Annotated in this window: 18 protein-coding genes and 1 pseudogene; 7 read left to right on the top strand and 12 right to left on the bottom strand. The window is 70.6% G+C overall.

Annotated features, from left to right (window positions below; translation table 11 throughout):
* Window positions 1-45 precede the first annotated feature (45 nt).
* The 3 genes from HEP81_RS29700 (at window position 46) to HEP81_RS29690 (ending at window position 2,925) form a co-directional block, all read left to right on the top strand.
* Window positions 46-741 carry an SDR family NAD(P)-dependent oxidoreductase gene (locus tag HEP81_RS29700; protein WP_037656603.1) on the top strand — a complete coding sequence of 232 codons (696 nt, stop codon included), beginning with the start codon at window positions 46-48 and terminating at the stop codon, window positions 739-741.
* Window positions 738-1,844, top strand: a complete 1,107-nt coding sequence (locus HEP81_RS29695; protein WP_037656604.1) for an S-adenosylmethionine:tRNA ribosyltransferase-isomerase — start codon at window positions 738-740, stop codon at window positions 1,842-1,844. Before HEP81_RS29700 ends, HEP81_RS29695 begins: the two co-directional genes overlap by 4 nt.
* A 334-nt stretch (window positions 1,845-2,178) precedes the next feature.
* On the top strand, window positions 2,179-2,925 hold the full coding sequence (locus HEP81_RS29690; RefSeq protein WP_037656607.1) for a transglycosylase SLT domain-containing protein: 747 nt from the start codon (window positions 2,179-2,181) through the stop codon (window positions 2,923-2,925).
* A 94-nt stretch (window positions 2,926-3,019) separates the two neighbouring features.
* On the opposite strand, the gene HEP81_RS29685 is transcribed toward HEP81_RS29690, so the two are convergent.
* Window positions 3,020-5,581 (bottom strand): FHA domain-containing protein, encoded by a 2,562-nt coding sequence (locus tag HEP81_RS29685; protein ID WP_037656608.1) that lies wholly within the window; start codon window positions 5,579-5,581, stop codon window positions 3,020-3,022.
* A gap of 533 nt (window positions 5,582-6,114) precedes the next feature.
* Between HEP81_RS29685 and serB the strand changes: the two genes are divergently transcribed.
* Window positions 6,115-7,323, top strand: coding sequence for a phosphoserine phosphatase SerB (gene serB / locus HEP81_RS29680; RefSeq protein WP_037656611.1), 1,209 nt, complete (start codon window positions 6,115-6,117; stop codon window positions 7,321-7,323).
* Window positions 7,324-7,532: 209 nt separating this feature from the next.
* Here serB and HEP81_RS29675 read toward each other — a convergent pair whose 3' ends face one another.
* The 4 genes from HEP81_RS29675 to HEP81_RS29665 all read right to left on the bottom strand — a co-directional run bounded on the left by HEP81_RS29675 (window position 7,533) and on the right by HEP81_RS29665 (window position 10,077).
* Entirely contained in the window at window positions 7,533-8,051 is a 519-nt protein-coding gene (locus HEP81_RS29675; protein WP_037656612.1) for a SixA phosphatase family protein, read from the bottom strand.
* Between the two features lie 78 nt (window positions 8,052-8,129).
* The gene (locus tag HEP81_RS29670; RefSeq protein WP_037656614.1) at window positions 8,130-8,336 is read right to left on the bottom strand and encodes a hypothetical protein; all 207 of its coding nucleotides are present in this window, start codon (window positions 8,334-8,336) and stop codon (window positions 8,130-8,132) included.
* 216 nt (window positions 8,337-8,552) lie between these two features.
* The gene (locus tag HEP81_RS42205) at window positions 8,553-8,672 is read right to left on the bottom strand and encodes an SGM_5486 family transporter-associated protein (protein ID WP_086806966.1); all 120 of its coding nucleotides are present in this window, start codon (window positions 8,670-8,672) and stop codon (window positions 8,553-8,555) included.
* Between the two features lie 43 nt (window positions 8,673-8,715).
* The gene (locus HEP81_RS29665; RefSeq protein ID WP_243279628.1) at window positions 8,716-10,077 is read right to left on the bottom strand and encodes a CynX/NimT family MFS transporter; all 1,362 of its coding nucleotides are present in this window, start codon (window positions 10,075-10,077) and stop codon (window positions 8,716-8,718) included.
* A gap of 91 nt (window positions 10,078-10,168) precedes the next feature.
* On the opposite strand from HEP81_RS29665, the gene HEP81_RS29660 reads away from it, so the two are divergent.
* Window positions 10,169-10,858, top strand: coding sequence for a FadR/GntR family transcriptional regulator (locus tag HEP81_RS29660; protein WP_037656616.1), 690 nt, complete (start codon window positions 10,169-10,171; stop codon window positions 10,856-10,858).
* Window positions 10,859-10,867: 9 nt separating this feature from the next.
* Here HEP81_RS29660 and HEP81_RS29655 read toward each other — a convergent pair whose 3' ends face one another.
* The 3 genes from HEP81_RS29655 to fabG form a co-directional block, all read right to left on the bottom strand.
* A complete protein-coding gene (locus HEP81_RS29655) occupies window positions 10,868-11,215 on the bottom strand; it encodes a hypothetical protein (protein WP_037656618.1) in 348 nt (115 codons plus the stop codon).
* A gap of 219 nt (window positions 11,216-11,434) precedes the next feature.
* The gene (gene fabI / locus HEP81_RS29650; RefSeq protein WP_037656619.1) at window positions 11,435-12,202 is read right to left on the bottom strand and encodes an enoyl-ACP reductase FabI; all 768 of its coding nucleotides are present in this window, start codon (window positions 12,200-12,202) and stop codon (window positions 11,435-11,437) included.
* A 5-nt stretch (window positions 12,203-12,207) separates the two neighbouring features.
* Window positions 12,208-12,912 carry a 3-oxoacyl-[acyl-carrier-protein] reductase gene (gene fabG, locus HEP81_RS29645; protein ID WP_037656620.1) on the bottom strand — a complete coding sequence of 235 codons (705 nt, stop codon included), beginning with the start codon at window positions 12,910-12,912 and terminating at the stop codon, window positions 12,208-12,210.
* A gap of 251 nt (window positions 12,913-13,163) precedes the next feature.
* Between fabG and HEP81_RS29640 the strand changes: the two genes are divergently transcribed.
* On the top strand, window positions 13,164-14,690 hold the full coding sequence (locus HEP81_RS29640) for a TldD/PmbA family protein (RefSeq protein WP_037656621.1): 1,527 nt from the start codon (window positions 13,164-13,166) through the stop codon (window positions 14,688-14,690).
* 60 nt (window positions 14,691-14,750) lie between these two features.
* Here HEP81_RS29640 and HEP81_RS29635 read toward each other — a convergent pair whose 3' ends face one another.
* The 4 genes and pseudogenes from HEP81_RS29635 to HEP81_RS42400 form a co-directional block, all read right to left on the bottom strand.
* Window positions 14,751-15,998, bottom strand: a complete 1,248-nt coding sequence (locus HEP81_RS29635) for a tyrosine-type recombinase/integrase (RefSeq protein WP_078967401.1) — start codon at window positions 15,996-15,998, stop codon at window positions 14,751-14,753.
* Window positions 15,999-16,045: 47 nt separating this feature from the next.
* Entirely contained in the window at window positions 16,046-16,156 is a 111-nt protein-coding gene (locus HEP81_RS41680) for a hypothetical protein (RefSeq protein WP_243279831.1), read from the bottom strand.
* A gap of 37 nt (window positions 16,157-16,193) precedes the next feature.
* Window positions 16,194-17,156, bottom strand: coding sequence for a replication initiator (locus tag HEP81_RS29625; RefSeq protein WP_338058754.1), 963 nt, complete (start codon window positions 17,154-17,156; stop codon window positions 16,194-16,196).
* 40 nt (window positions 17,157-17,196) lie between these two features.
* Window positions 17,197-17,584 (bottom strand): annotated as a pseudogene (locus HEP81_RS42400) (replication initiator).
* A 116-nt stretch (window positions 17,585-17,700) separates the two neighbouring features.
* Here HEP81_RS42400 and HEP81_RS29620 point away from each other — a divergent pair.
* Window positions 17,701-19,092 (top strand): metallopeptidase TldD-related protein, encoded by a 1,392-nt coding sequence (locus tag HEP81_RS29620; protein WP_037656624.1) that lies wholly within the window; start codon window positions 17,701-17,703, stop codon window positions 19,090-19,092.
* The last annotated feature ends 22 nt before the right edge of the window (window positions 19,093-19,114 follow it).

Genomic DNA, 19,114 nt, shown 5'->3' with positions numbered 1-19,114 from the left:
CGGCATCCGTCCGAGCGGGCGGGGAGCGACGAGGGGACGGTAGTCATGCCGGTAGGGATCATCACGGGCGCCTCGAAGGGGCTGGGGCGGGCGCTCGCCGAGGCGCTGGCCGGGCGCGGCTGGGATCTGGTGCTGGACGCGCGGGGCGAGGAGGCGCTGGCGGAGGCCGCGGCGGCGGTCGGCCGGTACGGCACCCGGGTGTCGGCGCTGCCCGGGGATGTCACGGACGCCGGGCACCGGGCCGCGCTGGTGGCCGCCGCCCGTGCGCTGGGCGGTCTCGATCTGCTGGTGGGCAACGCGAGCGCGCTCGGCGCCGAGCCGCTGGTACGGCTGGCCGAGCTGCCGCTGGACGGGCTGCGGCGGGCGCTTGAGGTGAACGTCACCGCCGCGCTCGGCCTCGTCCAGGAGGCGCTGCCGCTGCTGCGGGCGGCGGCCGCGGGCACGGTGATCGCGGTCAGCTCGGACGCGGCGGCACAGGCGTACGAGACCTGGGGCGGTTACGGCGCCTCGAAGGCGGCCCTGGAGCAACTGGCGGCGGTGCTCGCCGTGGAGGAGCCGGGTCTGCGGGTGTGGGCGGTGGACCCCGGGGACATGGCGACCGGCCTGTACGCGGCGGCCGTACCGGGCGACACGGACGAGCGGCCGGCGCCGGACACCGTCGTACCGGCGTTCCTGCGGCTGCTGGACGAGCGCCCGGCCAGCGGGCGGTACGCGGCGCCGACGCTGGTGGCGGGCCGATGACCACGATCGTGCGGGTGCCGGAGGAGCTGTCCGCGCGGGTGCCGGCCGAGCAGCGGGGGCCGGGGCGGGCCCGGGACGACGTACGGCTCCTCGTCTCCCGCGGCACCCGGGTGACGCACCACGCGTTCCGCGAGCTGCCGGGGCTGCTGCGGGCCGGGGACCTGCTGGTGGTGAACACCTCCCCGACGCTGGCCGCCGCGGTGGACGGCCGGATCGGGGACGCGCCCGTGGTCGTGCACTTCTCGACCCGCGGCGACGACGGCCGCTGGGCGGTGGAACTCCGGGAGCCCGACGGCCGGGGCACCACACGCGCGCGGCCGGGCACACGCGCGGGGACAGAGGTACGGCTGCCGGAGGGGGTCCGGCTGGTGGTGGAGGAGCCGGTGGGCGGGCCGGAGCCCGTCGGCGGGCATCCCCTGGGTGGGCATCCCGTAGGTAGGTATAGGGACAGGCTGTGGTGGGCGCGGGTCGAGGGTGGGGCCGTGCTGGGGTTGCTGCGGGGGCACGGGCGGCCGATCCGGTACTCCTATACGACGCGGGACCAGCCGCTGTCGGCGTACCAGACCCTGTTCTCCCTCCCCTCCCCCGACGGCGCGGGCAGCGCGGAGATGCCGAGCGCGGGGCGGCCCTTCACCGAGCGGGTGGTGGCGGAGCTGGTGCGCGGGGGCGTGGGGTTCGCGCGGGTCACCCTGCATACGGGGGTGGCGTCGGCGGAGGCGCACGAGCCGCCCTACCCGGAGTGGTTCACGGTGCCGGAGGCGTCCGCGCGGGCGATCGGCGCGGCGGCGGCCGGAGGCGGCCGGGTGATCGCGGTGGGCACGACGGCCGTACGCGCGGTGGAGTCGGCCGTGGGCGCGGACGGCGCGGTGCGGGCGTGCCAGGGGTGGACGGACCTGGTGGTCACGCCCGAGCGCGGGGTGCGGGTGGTGGACGGGCTGCTGACCGGGCTGCACGAGCCGGAGGCCTCGCATCTGCTGATGCTGCGGGCCGTCGCCGGGCGGGCCGCGGTCGACCGCGCGTACGAGGAGGCGCTGCGCGGGCTCTACCTGTGGCACGAGTTCGGGGACGTCCATCTCCTCCTTGGGGAGGAGACCCCGCGCTGAGCCTCACAGAGTGAGTTGCGGTGGCAACTCCCCGTGAGTTTGATCTGCGTCCCCTGTGAGCCCGCGCATAGGGCCTACATCACGTACGAACGGACATAGGAGATATACCCCCTGCCGCGAACGGGACAGATGGTCCAATCTGTCCCGTTTTGGGTTTCCCTGATCCACTATCCAGCTTCGTACGTCACACCTTTGCCAGGGCATTTTGCGGCCGCTAAGAATTGCTCCCGTCGCTCAGCGCCGTGGGTTTCCCCCCGCGGCTTCTGTGCGGGAGGAACCGATTCCCCCGGCGGACGCAGGAGCGACCTCCGCGCTAACGAAGAGGTCCAACGCCATGCCCAAGAACATCCTCAGTCGTGCTCGAGATCGTGCCCTGACCAAGCAGCACAAGATCGCCGTCGCCGGTGTCGCCGCTCTCGGCACCGCCGCCATCGCCCTGTCGGCCGTCCCCGGTAACGCGGACACCGTCACCACCGGCTCCCCGGCCACCGCCGCGCAGGTCGCGAAGGTCGCCACCCAGGACGCCACGCTGCCGAACGTCAAAGGCTCGGTCACCGACCCCACCGCCGCGCAGGCCGTCAAGCTCGACGCCATCGCCGCGCAGCAGAAGGCCGCCGCCAAGCAGCGCACCGACGCCGCCGCGAAGAAGGCCGCCGCCGACGCCGCCGCCAAGAAGGCCGCGCAGGAGCGTGCCGCCAAGCAGAGCGCCAACCGTTCCGCGCAGCGCCCGCAGATGCAGACCGTCGCCGCGAAGACCTACGCGAACAACCTCGACGGCTGGATCCGCCAGTCCCTGGACATCATGCACTCCAAGGGCATCCCGGGCAGCTACAACGGTCTGTACCGCAACATCATGCGTGAGTCCTCGGGCAACCCGATGGCCATCAACAACTGGGACATCAACGCGATCAACGGCATCCCGTCCAAGGGCCTGCTCCAGGTGATCCAGCCCACCTTCAACACGTACCACGTGCCCGGTACCTCGTGGAACATCTACGACCCGGTCGCCAACATCACCGCCGCCGCCAACTACGCTGCCCACCGCTACGGCTCGATGGACAACGTCAACAGCGCGTACTGAGGTCGGCGCGGACCTCTGACGAACGCCGAAGGGCGGCACCCCGTAACGGGGTGCCGCCCTTTGTGACGTACCGGGGCGTGTCGTGCCGAGGAGGCTACTTGCGCATGACCTCGGGCTCGTGGCGGCGCAGGAAGCGGGCCACGAAGAAGCCGCAGATCGCGCCGAGCGCGAGCAGCGCGATCATGTCCAGGCTCCAGGCCCCGGCCGTGTGGTTCCACAGCGGATCGGTGCTGCCCGGGTTGTCGCCGTTGGGGGCGATGTTGTTCAGGTCCAGCGTGGTGCCGGCCGCGGCCACCGCCCAGCGCGAGGGCATCAGATACGAGAACTCGTTGACGCCGAGCGTGCCGTGCAGGGTGAACAGGCAGCCGGTGAAGACGACCTGGATGATCGCGAACATCACCAGCAGCGGCATGGTCTTCTCGGCGGTCTTCACCAGCGAGGAGATCACCAGGCCGACCATCATCGAGGTGAAGCCCAGCGCCATGATCGGCAGGCACAGCTCGAAGAGGGTCGAGCTGCCGAGGATGACGCCCTGGCCCGGGATCTTGCGGGGGGAGAAGCCGATCAGGCCGACCATCAGGCCCTGGAGCACGGTGACGGCGCCGAGCACGACCACCTTGGACATCAGGTAGGCCGACCGGGACAGGCCGGTCGCCCGCTCCCGCTCGTAGATCACCCGTTCCTTGATCAGCTCACGTACGGAGTTCGCGGCGCCCGCGAAGCACGCGCCAACCGAGAGGATCAGCAGCACGGTGGTGGCGGTGCCGTTGGGCACATGCAGGCCGGTGCGCGGGTCGACCGCCGGGTTCACCAGCAGGCCCCGGTCGTGGTTCATCAGCAGGCTGACCGAGCCGAGGACCGCGGGCAGGATCACCGTCAGCGCGAGGAAGCCCTTGTCGGAGACGATGACCGACACATAGCGCCGGATCAGGGTCAGCAGCTGGGAGCCCCACGCCTGTGGCTTGGGCGGCTTGATCGCCGCCGGCGGCGGCATGTACGCCGTCTGCTGCGGGGCGACGGCGTCGAAGTCCGCGGCGTACATCTGGTAGTGCTGCGAGCCCTTCCAACGGCCCGCCCAGTCGTAGTCGCGGTAGTTCTCGAAGGCGGAGAAGACATCGGCCCAGCTGTCGTAGCCGAAGAAGTTCAGCGCCTCCTCCGGCGGACCGAAGTAGGCCACCGCGCCGCCCGGCGCCATCACCAGCAGCTTGTCGCACAGGGCCAGCTCGGCCACCGAGTGGGTGACGACGAGCACGGTACGGCCGTCGTCGGCGAGGCCGCGCAGCAGCTGCATGACATCGCGGTCCATGCCCGGGTCGAGGCCGGAGGTCGGCTCGTCCAGGAAGATCAGCGACGGCTTGGTCAGCAGCTCCAGGGCCACCGAGACGCGCTTGCGCTGACCGCCGGACAGGGACGTGACCTTCTTGTCCTTGTGGATGTCCAGCTTCAGCTCGCGCAGCACCTCCTCGATGCGGGCGTCGCGCTCCTGCGCGGTGGTGTCGGCGGGGAAGCGCAGCTTGGCCGCGTACTTCAGGGCCTTCTTGACGGTCAGTTCCTTGTGCAGGATGTCGTCCTGCGGGACCAGACCGATGCGCTGGCGCAGCTCCGCGAACTGCTTGTACAGGTTGCGGTTGTCGTACAGCACCTCGCCCTGGTTGGCGGGCCGGTAGCCGGTGAGCGCCTTCAGCAGCGTGGACTTGCCGGAGCCGGACGGGCCGATGACCGCGATCAGGGACTTCTCCGGGACGCCGAAGGAGACGTCCTTGAGGATCTGCTTGCCGCCGTCGACCGTGACGGTCAGATGGCGCGCGGAGAAGGAGACCTCGCCGGTGTCGACGAACTCCTCCAGCCGGTCGCCGACGATCCGGAAGGTGGAGTGGCCGACGCCGACGATGTCGGCCGGGCCGAGCTGCACCGAGCCGCCCTTGGGCACCGGGTGGCCGTTGACGTACGTGCCGTTGTGCGAGCCGAGGTCGCGGATCTCGAAGCGGCCGTCGGGCGTCGAGTGGAACTCGGCGTGGTGACGGGAGACCTGGAGATCGGAGACGACCAGCTCGTTCTCCAGGGCACGGCCGATGCGCATGACCCGGCCGAGGGAGAACTGGTGGAACGTGGTCGGGCTGCGGTCCCCGTGCGCGGGCGCCCCCGGACCGGCCTGCTGCGGGAAGGCGGCGGGTCCCGCGTCCCTCTGCTGCGGGAAGCCCGCCTGCTGCGGGGCGTGCTGGGCCGGCTGCGCCTGCGGCGGCTGCTGTGCCTGCGGCGGCTGCTGCCAGCCGGGTTGCTGGGCGGGCGCCTGCTCAGGGGCCCCCTGCTGGGCCCACCCCGCGGGGGCCGCGGCGTACGGCGCCTGCTGCGCCTGGCCGACGGCGACACCGGCGAGATCCAGCCGCGGTCCGTCCGTCGCGTTGCCGAGGCGCAGCGCCGTCCCCGGGCCTATCTCCGTGCGCTGGACGCGCTGACCCTGGAGATAGGTGCCGTTGGTGCTGCCGTGGTCCTCGATGACCCAACTGCGGCCGTCGAAGCTGACCGTGGCGTGTCGCCAGGAGACCCTGGCGTCGTCGAACACGATGTCACCCTGCGGATCTCTGCCGAGGGTGTAAGGCCTGGACGGGTCGAGCGTCCAGGTACGTCCGTTTGTTTCCAGTACGAGTTCCGGCACTCCATGCCCCACTGAGTTGTCCCCCGAATTACCCCCATCGCAGGGAGTCTAGGGATGTCGAACATCGTGGGGAACTATTTCAGGCCCGCACCCCTGACCAAAACCCGGGCCTTGCGCGAATCGCCGTACGGCGCTCCAGCGGGAGAACGGCAATTCGGGCGAGTGGGGACAGGTGGAGGTGCCGGGCGCGAGGCGGAGGGTACGGCGTTGCGGGCGCGGGGAGTTGGCGGGGCGGCGCCGCTGCCGGGGCGACGGGATCGGAAGGGGGGCGCGGTACGGCGTCCCGCGCACGGGAACAGCGGCGGGGCGCGTCCGTCGAGCGGGCCGTGTCCGCACCCGCCGTCGGGCCGCGGGCATGTTCCCGGTACCCGGCGAAACAGGCCATGCGGCGGTGCTCTCGGTCGCGATGGTGGCGCACTCGGTGGGAAGCTGTCGGCAAGATCCTTGATGCCGGGACGCCATCCATTGTTCCGTGTCCGTCAGGCGGACCTCGGCGGCGGGCGGCACCCGGTGCCGGATACGGTGGTGAGACCATGACTGCTGCGCAGACCCCCGAGGTCCCCACTCTCCTCGTCAAGATCTTCGGCAAGGACCGGCCGGGCATCACGGCCGGACTCTTCGACACCCTCGCCGCGTACTCCGTCGACGTGGTCGACATCGAGCAGGTCGTCACCCGGGGACGCCTGGTCCTGTGCGCGCTGGTCAGCCAGCCGCCGGCCGGTATCGAGGGTGATCTGCGGGCCACCGTGCACAGCTGGGCCGAGTCGATGAAGATGCAGGCGGAGATCATCTCGGGTCACGGCGACAACCGTCCGCGCGGCCTCGGACGCTCCCTGGTCACCGTCCTCGGCCATCCGCTCACCGCCGAGTCGACGGCCGCCATCGCCGCCCGGATCGCGAAGGCCGGCGGCAACATCGACCGTATCTTCCGGCTCGCCAAGTACCCCGTCACGGCGGTGGAGTTCGCGGTTTCCGGTGTGGAGACCGCGCCCCTGCGCACCGCGCTCGCCTCGGACGCCGGGGCGCTCGGCGTCGACATCGCGGTCGTCTCCGCGGGCCTGCACCGGCGCGCACAGCGTCTCGTGGTCATGGACGTGGACTCCACCCTGATCCAGGACGAGGTCATCGAGCTCTTCGCCGCGCACGCCGGCTGCGAGGACAAGGTCGCCGAGGTGACGGCCGCGGCGATGCGCGGCGAGCTGGACTTCGAGCAGTCGCTGCACGCCCGTGTCGCCCTGCTGGCCGGCCTCGACGCCTCCGTGGTCGAGAAGGTGCGCAACGAGATCCGGCTGACCCCCGGCGCCCGCACCCTGATCCGCACCCTGAAGCGGCTCGGCTACCAGGTCGGCGTGGTCTCCGGCGGCTTCACCCAGGTCACCGACGATCTCAAGGAACGCCTCGGCCTCGATTTCGCCCAGGCCAACACGCTGGAGATCGTCGACGGCAAGCTGACCGGCCGGGTCACCGGCGAGATCGTGGACCGCGCGGGCAAGGCGCGGCTGCTGCGCCGGTTCGCGGCGGAGGCCGGGGTGCCGCTGGTGCAGACGGTGGCGATCGGTGACGGCGCCAACGACCTCGACATGCTGAACGCGGCCGGCCTCGGCGTGGCCTTCAACGCCAAGCCCGTGGTGCGCGAGGCCGCGCACACGGCCGTGAACTTTCCCTTCCTCGACACAGTCCTCTACCTCCTCGGCATCACCCGCGAAGAGGTCGAGGCGGCCGACACCCACGACGAGAGCTGAGACGCCCCCGCGAGCGTCACCGGACCCCTGGCACCCCGCACACACGGACGCCGGGTCGATCCCCGGCGTGGCGCACGCACGGCTGCGGGGGCCCCGAGCGCCCGCTGCCCGGTGCTGGGACAGGCCCGGCGGCCCGGCTCGCGGCGCCGGGCCTTCGTCATGCCGTCCGGGCCCGCGTCCATGCCCGGGTCCGGCGCTTCGGGGTCATCTCACTCCGACGGCGCCCAGTAGTCCGTCAGCCTGGCCACGCCCGGCTCCAGGCCCTTCCAGGAACCCTCGAAGGAGAGCACCGCGAAGGCGGCGGCCGGGAAGCCGCGGCGGTTCATCCGGTCGCGGGCGTCCTCGTCGGCCGAGCCGGCCAGGATCTCGGCCAGGCCATGGATCCCCGGGTTGTGGCCGATCAGGATCAGGGTGCCCACGTCGTCCGGGACCTCGTTCAGCAGCGCGATCAGCTGGCCGGGGGAGGCTTCGTAGACCCGCTCCTCGTAGACGGTCTTCGGCCGGTGGTCCAGTTCGTGAACGGCGAGCTTCCAGGTCTCGCGGGTCCGGGTCGCGGTGGAACACAGGGCCAGGTCGAAGCCGAGGCCGGAGTCGGTCAGTCTGCGCCCGGCGACGGCCGCGTCCATCCGGCCCCGCTCGGCGAGCGGGCGCTCATGGTCGGACACCGGGGGCCAGTCGGCTTTCGCATGCCGGAAAAGGGCGATCCTGCGGGGTTCTGCGACGCTCATGCGTCCCAGCTTCGCATGAAACAGGCCATGGGGCGCAGGGAGTTGACATGCGGATTCGCCATGCGGGGCGGCTCCCGGTCAGCGCGTGAGCAGCAGCCGCGCGCGCTCGACGAGGTGGGCTATCGCCGGGTCCGCATTCGCCGCGTGGGCGTCCGAGGGGTTCAGTATCAGCAGGAACAGGACGCCGAAGGCGAGCACGGGAAGCGCGAGGGCCCACCAGGGCAGCCGCATGTCGACGCCGCCCGTGGTCGCCGGGTGGGTCCGGAAGTGGGTGCGGGCGGGCATGGTCGCCTCCGTGGTCCTTGAGCGGTTCGTGCGACCGCCCCCTGCGGTCACCACTCGAAGGTACGGAATCCCGGGCCGCCAACCCATCAGGTTTTCCACCCAGTTACCCCTGACCCTTACCCCCTAGGGGACAGGGGGGCCAGCACCACCATCCACCGGAAACACCTGGTGGGCGGGGCCTGGCCGGGCGGCGTCAGAGACGCCCGGCGGGGGGCGTCAGGGGGACGCGATGGTCGCGACGATGGCGATGATGACGAAGATCGCGAAGAAGGAGCCGAAGACGAGCAGCATCTTCTTCTGACCGTTTCGCGGATTCGGGTCGAGCACAGGCTGCATGCGCCCAGTCTCGCACCTCTGCCCCGGCGGCCGTGCGCGGGGGTCAGCGCGCCGCGGCCTCCTCCTCGACCGTGCGGTCGCGGCCCGCGAGGACGCCCACCACCATCTGGGGCACCATGAGGCCCGCCATCAGGGCGATCGGCAGCCCCCAGCCGCCGCTGTGCTGGTAGAGCACGCCGACCAGCAGCGGGCCGGGGATGGAGATCAGATAGCCGGTGCTCTGCGCGAACGCGGACAGCTGGGCCACGCCGGGACCGCTGCGGGCGCGCATGCCGACCATGGTCAGCGCGAGCGGGAAGGCGCAGTTGGCGATGCCGAGCAGCAGCGCCCAGGCCCAGGCGCCGGCGGCCGGGGCGAGGTACAGACCGGCGTATCCGGCGAGCCCGCACACGCCCAGGACCAGCACGATCGGGCCCTGGTGGGGCAGCCGGGTGGCGATCCGCGGGATGACGAAGGCCAGCGGCACGCCCATCACCATCGTGACGGCGAGCAGCAGACCCGCGGTGCCGGCGGAGACGCCCGCGTCCCGGAAGATCTGCGGCATCCAGCCCATGGTGATGTAGGCAGCGGTGGCCTGGAGGCCGAAGAAGACGGCGAGCGCCCAGGCGGTGCGGCTGCGGGTGATCCGCAGCGGCGGCTGCTCCTCGGCGGCCCGCGCCGAAGCCGAAGCCGGCGTCTGTGCCTTTGCCGATGCCTTTGCCGACCGCGCGGCGGGCGCAGGCCGCTCCCGGCCCTCCCGTACCAGCGGTATCCACGGCACCACCGCGGCCGCCGCGAGCACCGCCCACACCGCGAGCCCCAGCTTCCAGTTCCCGCCCAGGGCGTGGGTCATCGGGACCGTCACCGCCGCCGGCAGGGAGGTGCCGAGCGCGAGGACCATCGAGTACAGGCCGGTCATGGAGCCGACCCGGTCGGGGAACCAGCGCTTGACGATGACCGGCATCAGCACGTTGCTGACGGCGATGCCCATCAGGGCGAGCGCGCTGGCGGCCAGGAATCCGGCGGTGCCGCCGGCGTACGGCCGTACCAAGAGGCCCGCGAAGATCGCGGCCATGCCGGCGCACACCACGGCGGCCGGTCCGAAGCGGCGGGCCAGACGGGGTGCCATCACGCCGAAGACGGCGAAGCACAGCGGGGGCACGGAGGTGAGCAGTCCGGCCACGCTGCCGCTCATGCCGAGCCCGTCGCGGACCTCCTCCAGGAGGGCGCCGAGGCTGGTGATGGCCGGGCGGAGGTTGACGGCGGACAGCACGATGCCGGCGACCACCAGACGGGTCGCCCACGCGCGCGCGGGGCCCGTCTCCAGGGTCGTCGTCTCGGATGCGCCCACTGGGGCGGGCGTGTCGCGTTCGGTCGGTGACATCGCCGTACGAGTGTCCACTGCCCGGGTTTCCTCACTAGCCATGAGACCCATCATAGAATCATAGGATGATTAGTTGTCCATTCCAGGAACCACCGGAGCGTGCGTGCCCCGGTCTGTCGTGCGAAGGTGTGCCATGCCTCTGAGCCACCCGCGCCGTTCGGCCCTCTCCGAGCAGGTGATCGCCGAACTGCGCAACCAGATCGCCACCGGTGAGTGGCCGGTCGGCTCCCGTATCCCGACCGAGCCCGAGCTGGTCGAGCAACTGGGAGTCGCCCGCAACACGATCCGCGAGGCCGTGCGCGCGCTCGCCCACAACGGACTGCTGGACATCCGGCAGGGCTCGGGCACCTATGTGGTGGCGACCAGCGAGCTGGCCGGCGTGATGCACCGCCGGTTCGCCGACGCGGACCCCCGGCACATCGCCGAGGTGCGCGCCACGCTGGAGTCGGCCGCGGCCAAGCTCGCCGCCGAACGGCGCACCGAGAAGGACCTCAAGCAGCTGGACGCGCTGCTGCTGCGCCGCGAGGAGGCCTGGGAGAGCGGTGAGGCGGAGTCCTTCGTGACGGCGGACGCCACCTTCCACCTGGCCGTGGTGGGCGCCTCCCACAACGAGGTCATGACGGCGATGTACGCCGACCTGGGCGAGCTGCTGCGGGACGCGCTGCGCGCGGACGTCGGCGCCGAGCTGACGCCGGGGGCGCACATGGACCACACCCGCCTGGTGGACGCGATCCGCACGGGCGACACCGAGGCGGCGGCCAGGGAGGCGGCGAGCTACCCCTTCCAGTGCCGTCCGGGACGGCCCGGCATCGGCATCGGGTGACGGCCCGGTTCAGCGCACCTTCTGGTGGCTGATCCACGCCGAGCCGACTTCTTTCCAGCAACGCCCGGTGAGCCGTACCGTCAGCGCGGGCCCGGCGTCCACCGGCGCGCTGTCGGTGTCGATGTCCCACCAGCGGGTGCACTCGATGTGCAGGCGTACCCGGTCGGTGTCGACATAGGGGTTGTGGCAGTAGGCGACCACATGGGAGCCGGTCACCGCGGCCCGGCAGGCGGCCCCGAACAGGTCCGGCGCGGGCGGCCCCGCGCTCGCGTGCGCGTGCGGGGTCGCGTCGTACGGCAGGGCGAGTGCGAGGGCGGCGGCCAGGGTCAGCGGGGCCAGGCAGCGGGACAGGCGCACAAGGGGGACCTCCTCGGCCGGGCTGCGGAGGGATGCGCGGGATGAACGCGCGCCTCTTCAGGGTGCGTCGCGCGCGGGGTGGCCCGCCCGACCGGTGAGCCGAACGGGTGAGGACGCCGGGCGGCACGGGACGGGGCGGGTACGGCGAAGGCCCGCCCCCCGTGCGGGGTGCGGGCCTTCGCCGTGCTGCCGTGCGGCGTCTCAGCCGGGCATGAGCGCTCAGGCGCCGATGGCGTGCAGACCGCCGTCCACGTGGATGATCTCGCCGGTGGTCTTCGGGAACCAGTCGCTGAGCAGGGCGACGATGCCCTTGCCGGCCGGCTCCGGGTCCTTCAGGTCCCACTCCAGCGGGGAGCGGCTGTCCCACACGGCGGCCAGGTCGCCGAAGCCCGGGATGGACTTGGCGGCCATGGAGCCGATCGGGCCCGCGGAGATGAGGTTGCAGCGGATGTTCTGCTTGCCCAGGTCGCGCGCCATGTAGCGGTTGGTGGCCTCCAGGGCGGCCTTGGCCGGGCCCATCCAGTCGTACTGCGGCCAGGCGTACTGGGCGTCGAAGGTGAGGCCGACGACCGAGCCGCCGTTCTGCATCAGCGGCAGGCAGGCCATGGTGAGCGACTTCAGGGAGAACGCCGAGACATGCATGGCGGTGGCCACGGACTCGAACGGCGTGTTCAGGAAGTTGCCGCCGAGCGCGTCCTGCGGCGCGAAGCCGATGGAGTGCACGACGCCGTCCAGGCCGCCCAGCTCCTCGCCGACGAGGTCGGCCAGGCGCGCGAGGTGCTCCTCGTTGGTCACGTCCAGCTCGATGACCTTGGTCGGCTTCGGCAGCTTCTTGGCGATGCGCTCGGTCAGCGTGGGCCGCGGGAAGGCGGTCAGGATGATCTCGGCGCCCTGCTCCTGGGCCTGCTTCGCGGCGTGGAAGGCGATGGAGGACTCCATCAGCACACCGGTGATCAGGATGCGCTTGCCCTCGAGAATTCCACTCATGGTGATCAGTGACCCATTCCCAGTCCGCCGTCAACGGGGATGACGGCTCCAGTGATGTACGAGGCGTCGTCCGACGCGAGGAACCGGACCGCCGCGGCGATCTCCTCCGGCCGTGCGTAGCGGCCGAGCGGCACCTGCGACACGATGCCCTGGCGCTGCTCGTCGCTGAGCACCTTGGTCATGTCGGTGTCGACGAAACCGGGCGCGACGACGTTGAAGGTGATGTTGCGCGAGCCCAGCTCACGGGCGAGCGAGCGCGCGAAGCCCACCAGGGCGGCCTTGGAGGCGGCGTAGTTCGCCTGCCCCGCCGAGCCGAGCAGGCCGACCACGGAGGAGATCAGGACGACACGGCCCTTCTTGGCGCGCAGCATGCCGCGGTTGGCGCGCTTGACGACGCGGAAGGTACCGGTGAGGTTGGTGTCGATGACCGAGGTGAAGTCCTCCTCGGACATGCGCATCAGGAGCTGGTCCTTGGTGATGCCGGCGTTGGCGACCAGCACCTCCACGGGACCGTGCTGGTCCTCGATCTCCTTGTAGGCCTGCTCCACCTGCTCGGGGTCGGTGATGTCGCACTTGACGGCCAGGAAGCCCGCCGGCGGCTCACCCGAGCGGTACGTGATCGCGACCTTGTCGCCGGCGTCGGCGAAAACGCGGGCGATGGCGAGGCCGATGCCCCGGTTTCCTCCGGTGACGAGAACCGAGCGGCTCAACGGATCACCCTTTCGATAGCGGTCTGCTAGAGGTCCGACAACCCGCCCGAACACCTGGATGGCAGGCGGCTTCATCGAAAACCTATCGGTACGGCCGCGTCCGTGGGCATTCGGGCACCGACAGTGGCGCGGGACCGTCGCTGTCGGGTCCCTACATAATCGCGGGGTCCGGGTCCGAAAGGGGTGTGGTCCGTGGGGCCGCTCGCGCGCCATGATCGGAGCCCACAGGCCACGACAGCAGGGAGACCTCCGTGCCCCATTCCATCGACGAAGCCTTCACCGCGCTTCCGCTCAGGTCCCTCGCCGACGCCGCGCTCGCCCGCGCTCGCTCGCTCGGGGCCGAGCACGCGGACTTCCGCTTCGAGCGGGTGCGGAGCGCGGCCCTGCGGCTGCGCGACGCCCGGCCCTCGGGGTCCTCGGACACCACCGACCTCGGGTACGCGGTCCGGGTCGTGCACGGCGGTACATGGGGCTTCGCCTCCGGGGTCGATCTGACCCTGGACGCGGCGGCCCGGGTCGCCTCCCAGGCGGTCGCCATGGCCAAGCTGTCCGCGCAGGTGATCAAGGCGGCCGGTTCCGACGAGCGGGTGGAGCTGGCGGACGAACCGGTGCATGCCGACCGGACGTGGGTCTCCTCGTACGAGATCGATCCGTTCAGCGTGCCGGGCGAGGAGAAGGCGGCGCTGCTCGCGGACTGGAGCGCGCGGCTGCTGGCGGCGGACGGGGTGAGCCATGTGGACGCCTCGCTGCTCACCGTGCACGAGAACAAGTTCTACGCCGATACGGCCGGGACCGTCACCACCCAGCAGCGGGTGCGGCTGCATCCCGAGCTGACCGCGGTGTCGGTGGACGAGTCCAGCGGGGAGTTCGACTCCATGCGGACGCTGGCGCCGCCGGCCGGGCGCGGCTGGGAGTACCTGACCGGGACCGGCTGGGACTGGGACGGCGAACTGGCGCGGATCCCGGAGCTGCTGGCCGAGAAGATGCGGGCGCCGAGCGTGGAGCCGGGCCTGTACGACCTCGTGGTCGACCCCTCCAACCTGTGGCTGACGATCCATGAGTCCATCGGGCACGCCACCGAGCTGGACCGCGCGCTCGGCTACGAGGCCGCGTACGCCGGTACCTCCTTCGCCACCTTCGACCAGCTGGGCAAGCTCAGGTACGGCTCCGAGCTGATGAACGTCACCGGCGACCGCACCGCCGAGCACGGCCTGGCCACCATCGGCTACGACGACGAGGGCGTCCAGGCGCAGTCCTGGGACCTGGTGAAGGACGGCACGCTGGTCGGCTACCAGCTGGACCGCAGGATCGCCCGGCTGACCGGCTTCGAGCGGTCCAACGGGTGCGCGTACGCCGACTCCCCCGCCCATGTGCCGGTGCAGCGCATGGCCAACGTGTCGCTGCGCCCGGACCCCGCGGGGCTGTCCACCGAGGATCTGATCGGGGGCGTGGAGCGGGGCATCTACGTGGTCGGGGACCGCTCGTGGTCGATCGACATGCAGCGCTACAACTTCCAGTTTACGGGTCAGAGGGCATACATGATCCGGAACGGTCGCCTTGAGGGACAAGTCAAGGACTTTGCATATCAGGGGATCACTCCCGAGTTCTGGGGCTCTATGGAAGCCGTCGGTGGCCCCCGGACCTATGTACTAGGAGGGGCTTTCAACTGTGGAAAGGCCCAGCCGGGGCAGGTCGCTTCCGTGTCTCACGGGTGCCCGTCCGCAATGTTTCGGAGTGTGAACATCCTGAACACTGCGAACGAGTCCGGCCGCGCCTAAGAGGGCGACCGATCCGGCCCGAAGTCTGCACCTGGTCGACACGCAATCACAGCGAACCATCTACGCCACGTCGTCCCAGTCCTCAATGTCGTCCTCAGAGGGCGTCAGCGAGGGCGGGACGATGAGGCCCTTGAAGGGCTCCAGCTTCAGCCCCAGGCGGTTGTGCATCGTGCGGGCGCCACGGTCCATGGCCCGGCGGACGAGGTGGCCGTAGACCAGTTCCGTCGTCCTGGTGGTTCGGTGCCCGACCCATGCCGCCACCTCGAACAGCGGGATCTGAGCGTGGATGGCCTCGGAGACGAAGAAGTGCCGGAAGCTCTTCGGGGTGTACTGCGGAGTCCCGGCCAGCTTGGCCGCCGCCTTGAACTGGTCCAGGAACCAGTCATACGACGGGTGGCGATCATTCAGCCGAGGAGACTCGAAGAACCAGCCCCGATCTCCCCACATCCCGAAGGCGTCGATGTGATCGTTGAAGATCTCCTTGATTGACTCGGGAACCGGAGTCTTCCGCGCCTGTTCGAAGGCGCGATGCTTCGTGCCCCGCTTCACGCCGCGCCGGTATCCAGAGATTTCCTGGCAGCCGTAGGCCGAGACCTGGTGATCCACGACGAGGATGCTGCGCTCCCATTCCATGGACTCATCGGACAGTGCCAGGGACTCTCCCGGATGCGTCCCGCAGCCCGCCATGGCCCAGAAGCCAGCGCGGATCAGCTTCGGAGCCTCCGCGATGATCCCCAGCACCTCTTCCATGGTCGGGATGTCTTCGTCGGTGACCGGGGTTACTTGCTGACCCGAGCGCCTACGGGGGTTCGCTTTCTTGCACGGATTGCGGCCGATGATCTCGGCCGCTACCGCATAGTTGAAGACGGATGAGAGGACGTTCTTACGTCCATTGATTCCGGTTTCCTTGTAGCCGCGTTCCTTCTGGTCTGCCTCCCAGTCCAGGATGATTGTTGGCGAGATACTGCCGATGGGCTTGTTTCCGAAGAAGGACCCGTAGTGGTTGTCGTAGACACTCTGGTAATTCCTTTTCGATGACTCTTCCAGAGTTCCCGCGTCAACCCACTCGTGCCACACCTGCTCGAACGTCCGCTGTCCCGCCTTGGGGTTGATGTAGGTCCCCAAGTCCTTGTCCCGCTCGACCTTGACCGCGAACGCTTCCGCGTCTTCGAGCTTCTTGAAGGACACTTGTCGCGGCTTGCCTGCCCTGCCCCCGGGCTCCCGGTACGTCACCCGGTACGGCTTGTGAGAGCACGTGGGCTTCTTGCGCCGGGGGCAGGTGCAGTCTTCCTTCTTGATGGTCGCCACGCTTGTTAACCCCTCACATGTTGATTGGTTAGTGACTGATCGTCAGCCTAACCTCGCTGCATGCGCCCCTCAACCCAGTTGCGTAGATCGCGAGTTCGGAACCGGATATGCTTGCCGACCTTGAGGAACGGGATGCCCCAGCGCCGGTACGAGTCCATGAGGACCCGCTTCGTCACGCCAAGTTCCGAGGCTGCCTCATCCGGCGTCATGAGCAGGTTGCTTCCACCCCTCACCACCGCTCACCCCGCTTCTGCGCGTCCTCCCGTGCCTCCCTGCCCAGTTGGATACTCTGCGCGTGATCTTCAGCGATCCCGAGGGCAACGCCAGCCTCACCGGGGGTGTAGCCGGAGCCGACGTAGCGCCAGGCCGATTCCGTGACCGTGTCCAGGCCGTCCATGGGCTTGGCCCGCCCCTGCGGTGATCGGCCCGTTCCTCGCGCAGTGCGCCGTACGTGGTGGAGTAGCGGCGGGACTTGGTGAGGATGTGGCCCCGGTAGCCGAGACTGTGAGCCCAGGGGCGCAGTCGGAGGTGTTCCAGTTCCACGAGGCCGCCCAGGCGCCAGCAGGTGCCCATCAGGGCCCGCACATGGCGGTTGACGACCGCCGCGCGGATGTTCTCCAGGCTGGTGACCTGGTAGTCCAGCCCGCCGGCCGTGTCGGCCGCACCCTTCGTCACGTACTTCGCCACGTACCCGGCGACAGCCGCATCCGACGGCACGTCGCCATCGGGGAACGGCCGGATCGGATGAGCATCGAACTGCCCGCCCCAGCTGACCCGTTCGGCGCCGTATGCGTCGGAGTCCGGCACCGTGACGAAGGTCAACGCTGCGGCATGCTCGACCGCATCCAAGAGCACGTCCTCTGCCGCCCAGGCCGGAGCCGACGAGCCGGGACCGTCCGGGCCGTCCAGTCGCACAACGGCATGGAAGTGGACGGCCGCGCGCCGCTGGAACTCGGCGACCTTGGCGAAGGACACCACCAGGTGCTCACCGAGCTTGGAGCGGGGTATGCCACCAGCCGAGGCCAGATAGCGCCGCGCGGCGGTGGTGAACCGGTCCCACAGACGCCCGGCGTGCGCGTGCCACAGCACATGGCCCACGTAGTCGTAGCAGTCTGGGCACAGCGGCAGACCCACCAGCGGGTCATCCTCGGCGTGCACCAAGCCGCAGCCGAGCCGCCGCCCATGCTCACAGCGCGGATCAAACACGGCGAGGACGGCAGCGTTCCCCGCCCAAGACGCGGTGCACCGGCCCGAACGAGGGGGCCGTGAGCGTGACGAACAGCCGAGGGCGATCCTTCACCGCATCGGGCACGCCCTTGCCGCGGGGGATACCTTCCAGCACGAACGAGCTGGAAGGTATCCCCCGCATGCAGGCGCGAGCAGGGCTCACACACCGAGGCGCGCCTGTTACGGCAGCGCACGGCCAGCCGCTCACCAGGCTCCCCGGCGGTCGAGTAAGACGAGGTCACCTCACCCGTAACCGCATCACGGGTGAGGGTGGAGCCGGACAGGTAAATCGGATGAGCACAGCCACTGATGGCTTTGATCTGCTCCCGCCAGCGCGGATAGAGCGGCTCGGCGCGCATAACGGCCCTCGTCCCCGCGGTCGGTGGGTACTCTCTGCACGGATCCACCGCCCCACGGTTGCCCTTTGCCCTGTGCCGGGGCGCCCCGTCTTGAACACCACGCAGGAGGCCGGTCGATGAGCGCCCGCAGCAACAAGCCGCACGAGATCGTCGAACGGGCCCTCGCGCTGTCCCGGGCGGACGGGTGCCTCGTCATCGCCGACGAGACGTCCACCGCCAATCTGCGCTGGGCGGGCAACGCCCTCACCACGAACGGGGTGACCCGGGGCCGTAGTCTCACGGTGATCGCGACCGTGGACGGGCAGCAGGGCACCGCCTGCGGTGTCGTCTCCCGGTCGGCGGTGACGGCCGACGAGCTGGAGCCGCTGGTGCGGGCCGCCGAGGACGCCGCGCGCGGGGCGGGTCCCGCCGAGGACGCGCGGCCGCTGGTCACGGGCGTGGCCGCGGACCCCGGCTTCACGGACGCGCCCGCCGAGACCTCCTCCGCGGTCTTCGCCGACTTCGCCCCGGCGCTCGGCGACGCCTTCGCCCGCGCCCGGGCCGGCGGCCGGGAGCTGTACGGCTTCGCCAACCACGAGATGGTCTCGACCTACCTGGGCACCTCCACCGGGCTGCGGCTGCGGCACGACCAGCCGACCGGCACGCTGGAACTGAACGCCAAGTCGCCGGACCGCACCCGCTCCGCGTGGGCCGGGCGCTCCACCCGGGACTTCAAGGACGTCGACCCGGCCGCCCTGGACGCCGAGCTGGCCGTGCGCCTGGGCTGGGCGAAGCGGCGCGTGGAGCTGCACGCGGGCCGCTACGAGACGCTGCTGCCGCCGACCGCGGTGGCGGACCTGCTCATCTACCAGCTGTGGTCGGCCTCGGGCCGGGACGCGGCGGAGGGCCGCACGGTCTTCTCCAGGCCGGGCGGCGGCACCCGGATCGGTGAGCGGCTCTCCGAGCTGCCGCTGACCCTGCGCAGCGACCCGGACGAGCCCGGCCTGGAGTGCGCGCCCTTCGTGATCGCCCACTCCTCGAACGGCGACCGGTCGGTGTTCGACAACGGTCTCGCGGCGCCGGCCACCGACTGGATCGAGCGGGGCACCCTGCGGAACCTGACGACGACCCGGCACAGCGCCGCCCTGACCGGGCTGCCGGTCACCCCGGCCGCGGACAATCTGATCCTGGACGGCGGCGACCGTTCCCTGGACCAGATGGTCGCGGACACCGAGCACGGGCTGCTGCTGACCTGCCTGTGGTACATCCGCGAGGTCGACCCGGCGACGCTGCTGCTCACCGGCCTGACCCGGGACGGCGTCTATCTGGTGGAGGGCGGCGAGGTGACCGGGCAGGTGAACAACTTCCGGTTCAACGAGTCGCCGGTGGACCTGCTGCGGCGGACGACCGAGGCGGGCCGCACGGAGAAGACGCTGCCGCGCGAATGGGGCGACTGGTTCACCAGGGCCGCGATGCCGCCGCTGCGGGTCCCCGATTTCAACATGAGTTCTGTCAGCCAGGGCGTATAACCTCGTAGTCGGCTGTCACCCG

The sequence above is a fragment of the Streptomyces griseofuscus genome (genome assembly GCF_014673495.1).
GTDB classification, from domain to species: domain Bacteria; phylum Actinomycetota; class Actinomycetes; order Streptomycetales; family Streptomycetaceae; genus Streptomyces; species Streptomyces murinus.
Note: the sequence above shows the minus strand (reverse complement) of the source record. Positions and strands in the feature narration are given on the sequence as shown.

Excerpts from the sequence above, each read along its gene's own strand:
- HEP81_RS29700 (WP_037656603.1), top strand. The coding sequence starts at position 46 with ATGCCGGTAGGGATCATCACGGGCGCCTCGAAGGGGCTGGGGCGGGCG.
- HEP81_RS29695 (WP_037656604.1), top strand. The coding sequence starts at position 738 with ATGACCACGATCGTGCGGGTGCCGGAGGAGCTGTCCGCGCGGGTGCCG.
- HEP81_RS29690 (WP_037656607.1), top strand. The coding sequence starts at position 2,179 with ATGCCCAAGAACATCCTCAGTCGTGCTCGAGATCGTGCCCTGACCAAG.
- serB (WP_037656611.1), top strand. The coding sequence starts at position 6,115 with ATGACTGCTGCGCAGACCCCCGAGGTCCCCACTCTCCTCGTCAAGATC.
- HEP81_RS29675 (WP_037656612.1), bottom strand. The coding sequence starts at position 8,051 with ATGAGCGTCGCAGAACCCCGCAGGATCGCCCTTTTCCGGCATGCGAAA.
- HEP81_RS29670 (WP_037656614.1), bottom strand. The coding sequence starts at position 8,336 with ATGCCCGCCCGCACCCACTTCCGGACCCACCCGGCGACCACGGGCGGC.
- HEP81_RS42205 (WP_086806966.1), bottom strand. The coding sequence starts at position 8,672 with ATGCAGCCTGTGCTCGACCCGAATCCGCGAAACGGTCAGAAGAAGATG.
- HEP81_RS29665 (WP_243279628.1), bottom strand. The coding sequence starts at position 10,077 with ATGGCTAGTGAGGAAACCCGGGCAGTGGACACTCGTACGGCGATGTCA.
- HEP81_RS29660 (WP_037656616.1), top strand. The coding sequence starts at position 10,169 with ATGCCTCTGAGCCACCCGCGCCGTTCGGCCCTCTCCGAGCAGGTGATC.
- fabI (WP_037656619.1), bottom strand. The coding sequence starts at position 12,202 with ATGAGTGGAATTCTCGAGGGCAAGCGCATCCTGATCACCGGTGTGCTG.
- HEP81_RS41680 (WP_243279831.1), bottom strand. The coding sequence starts at position 16,156 with ATGGACTCGTACCGGCGCTGGGGCATCCCGTTCCTCAAGGTCGGCAAG.
- HEP81_RS29620 (WP_037656624.1), top strand. The coding sequence starts at position 17,701 with ATGAGCGCCCGCAGCAACAAGCCGCACGAGATCGTCGAACGGGCCCTC.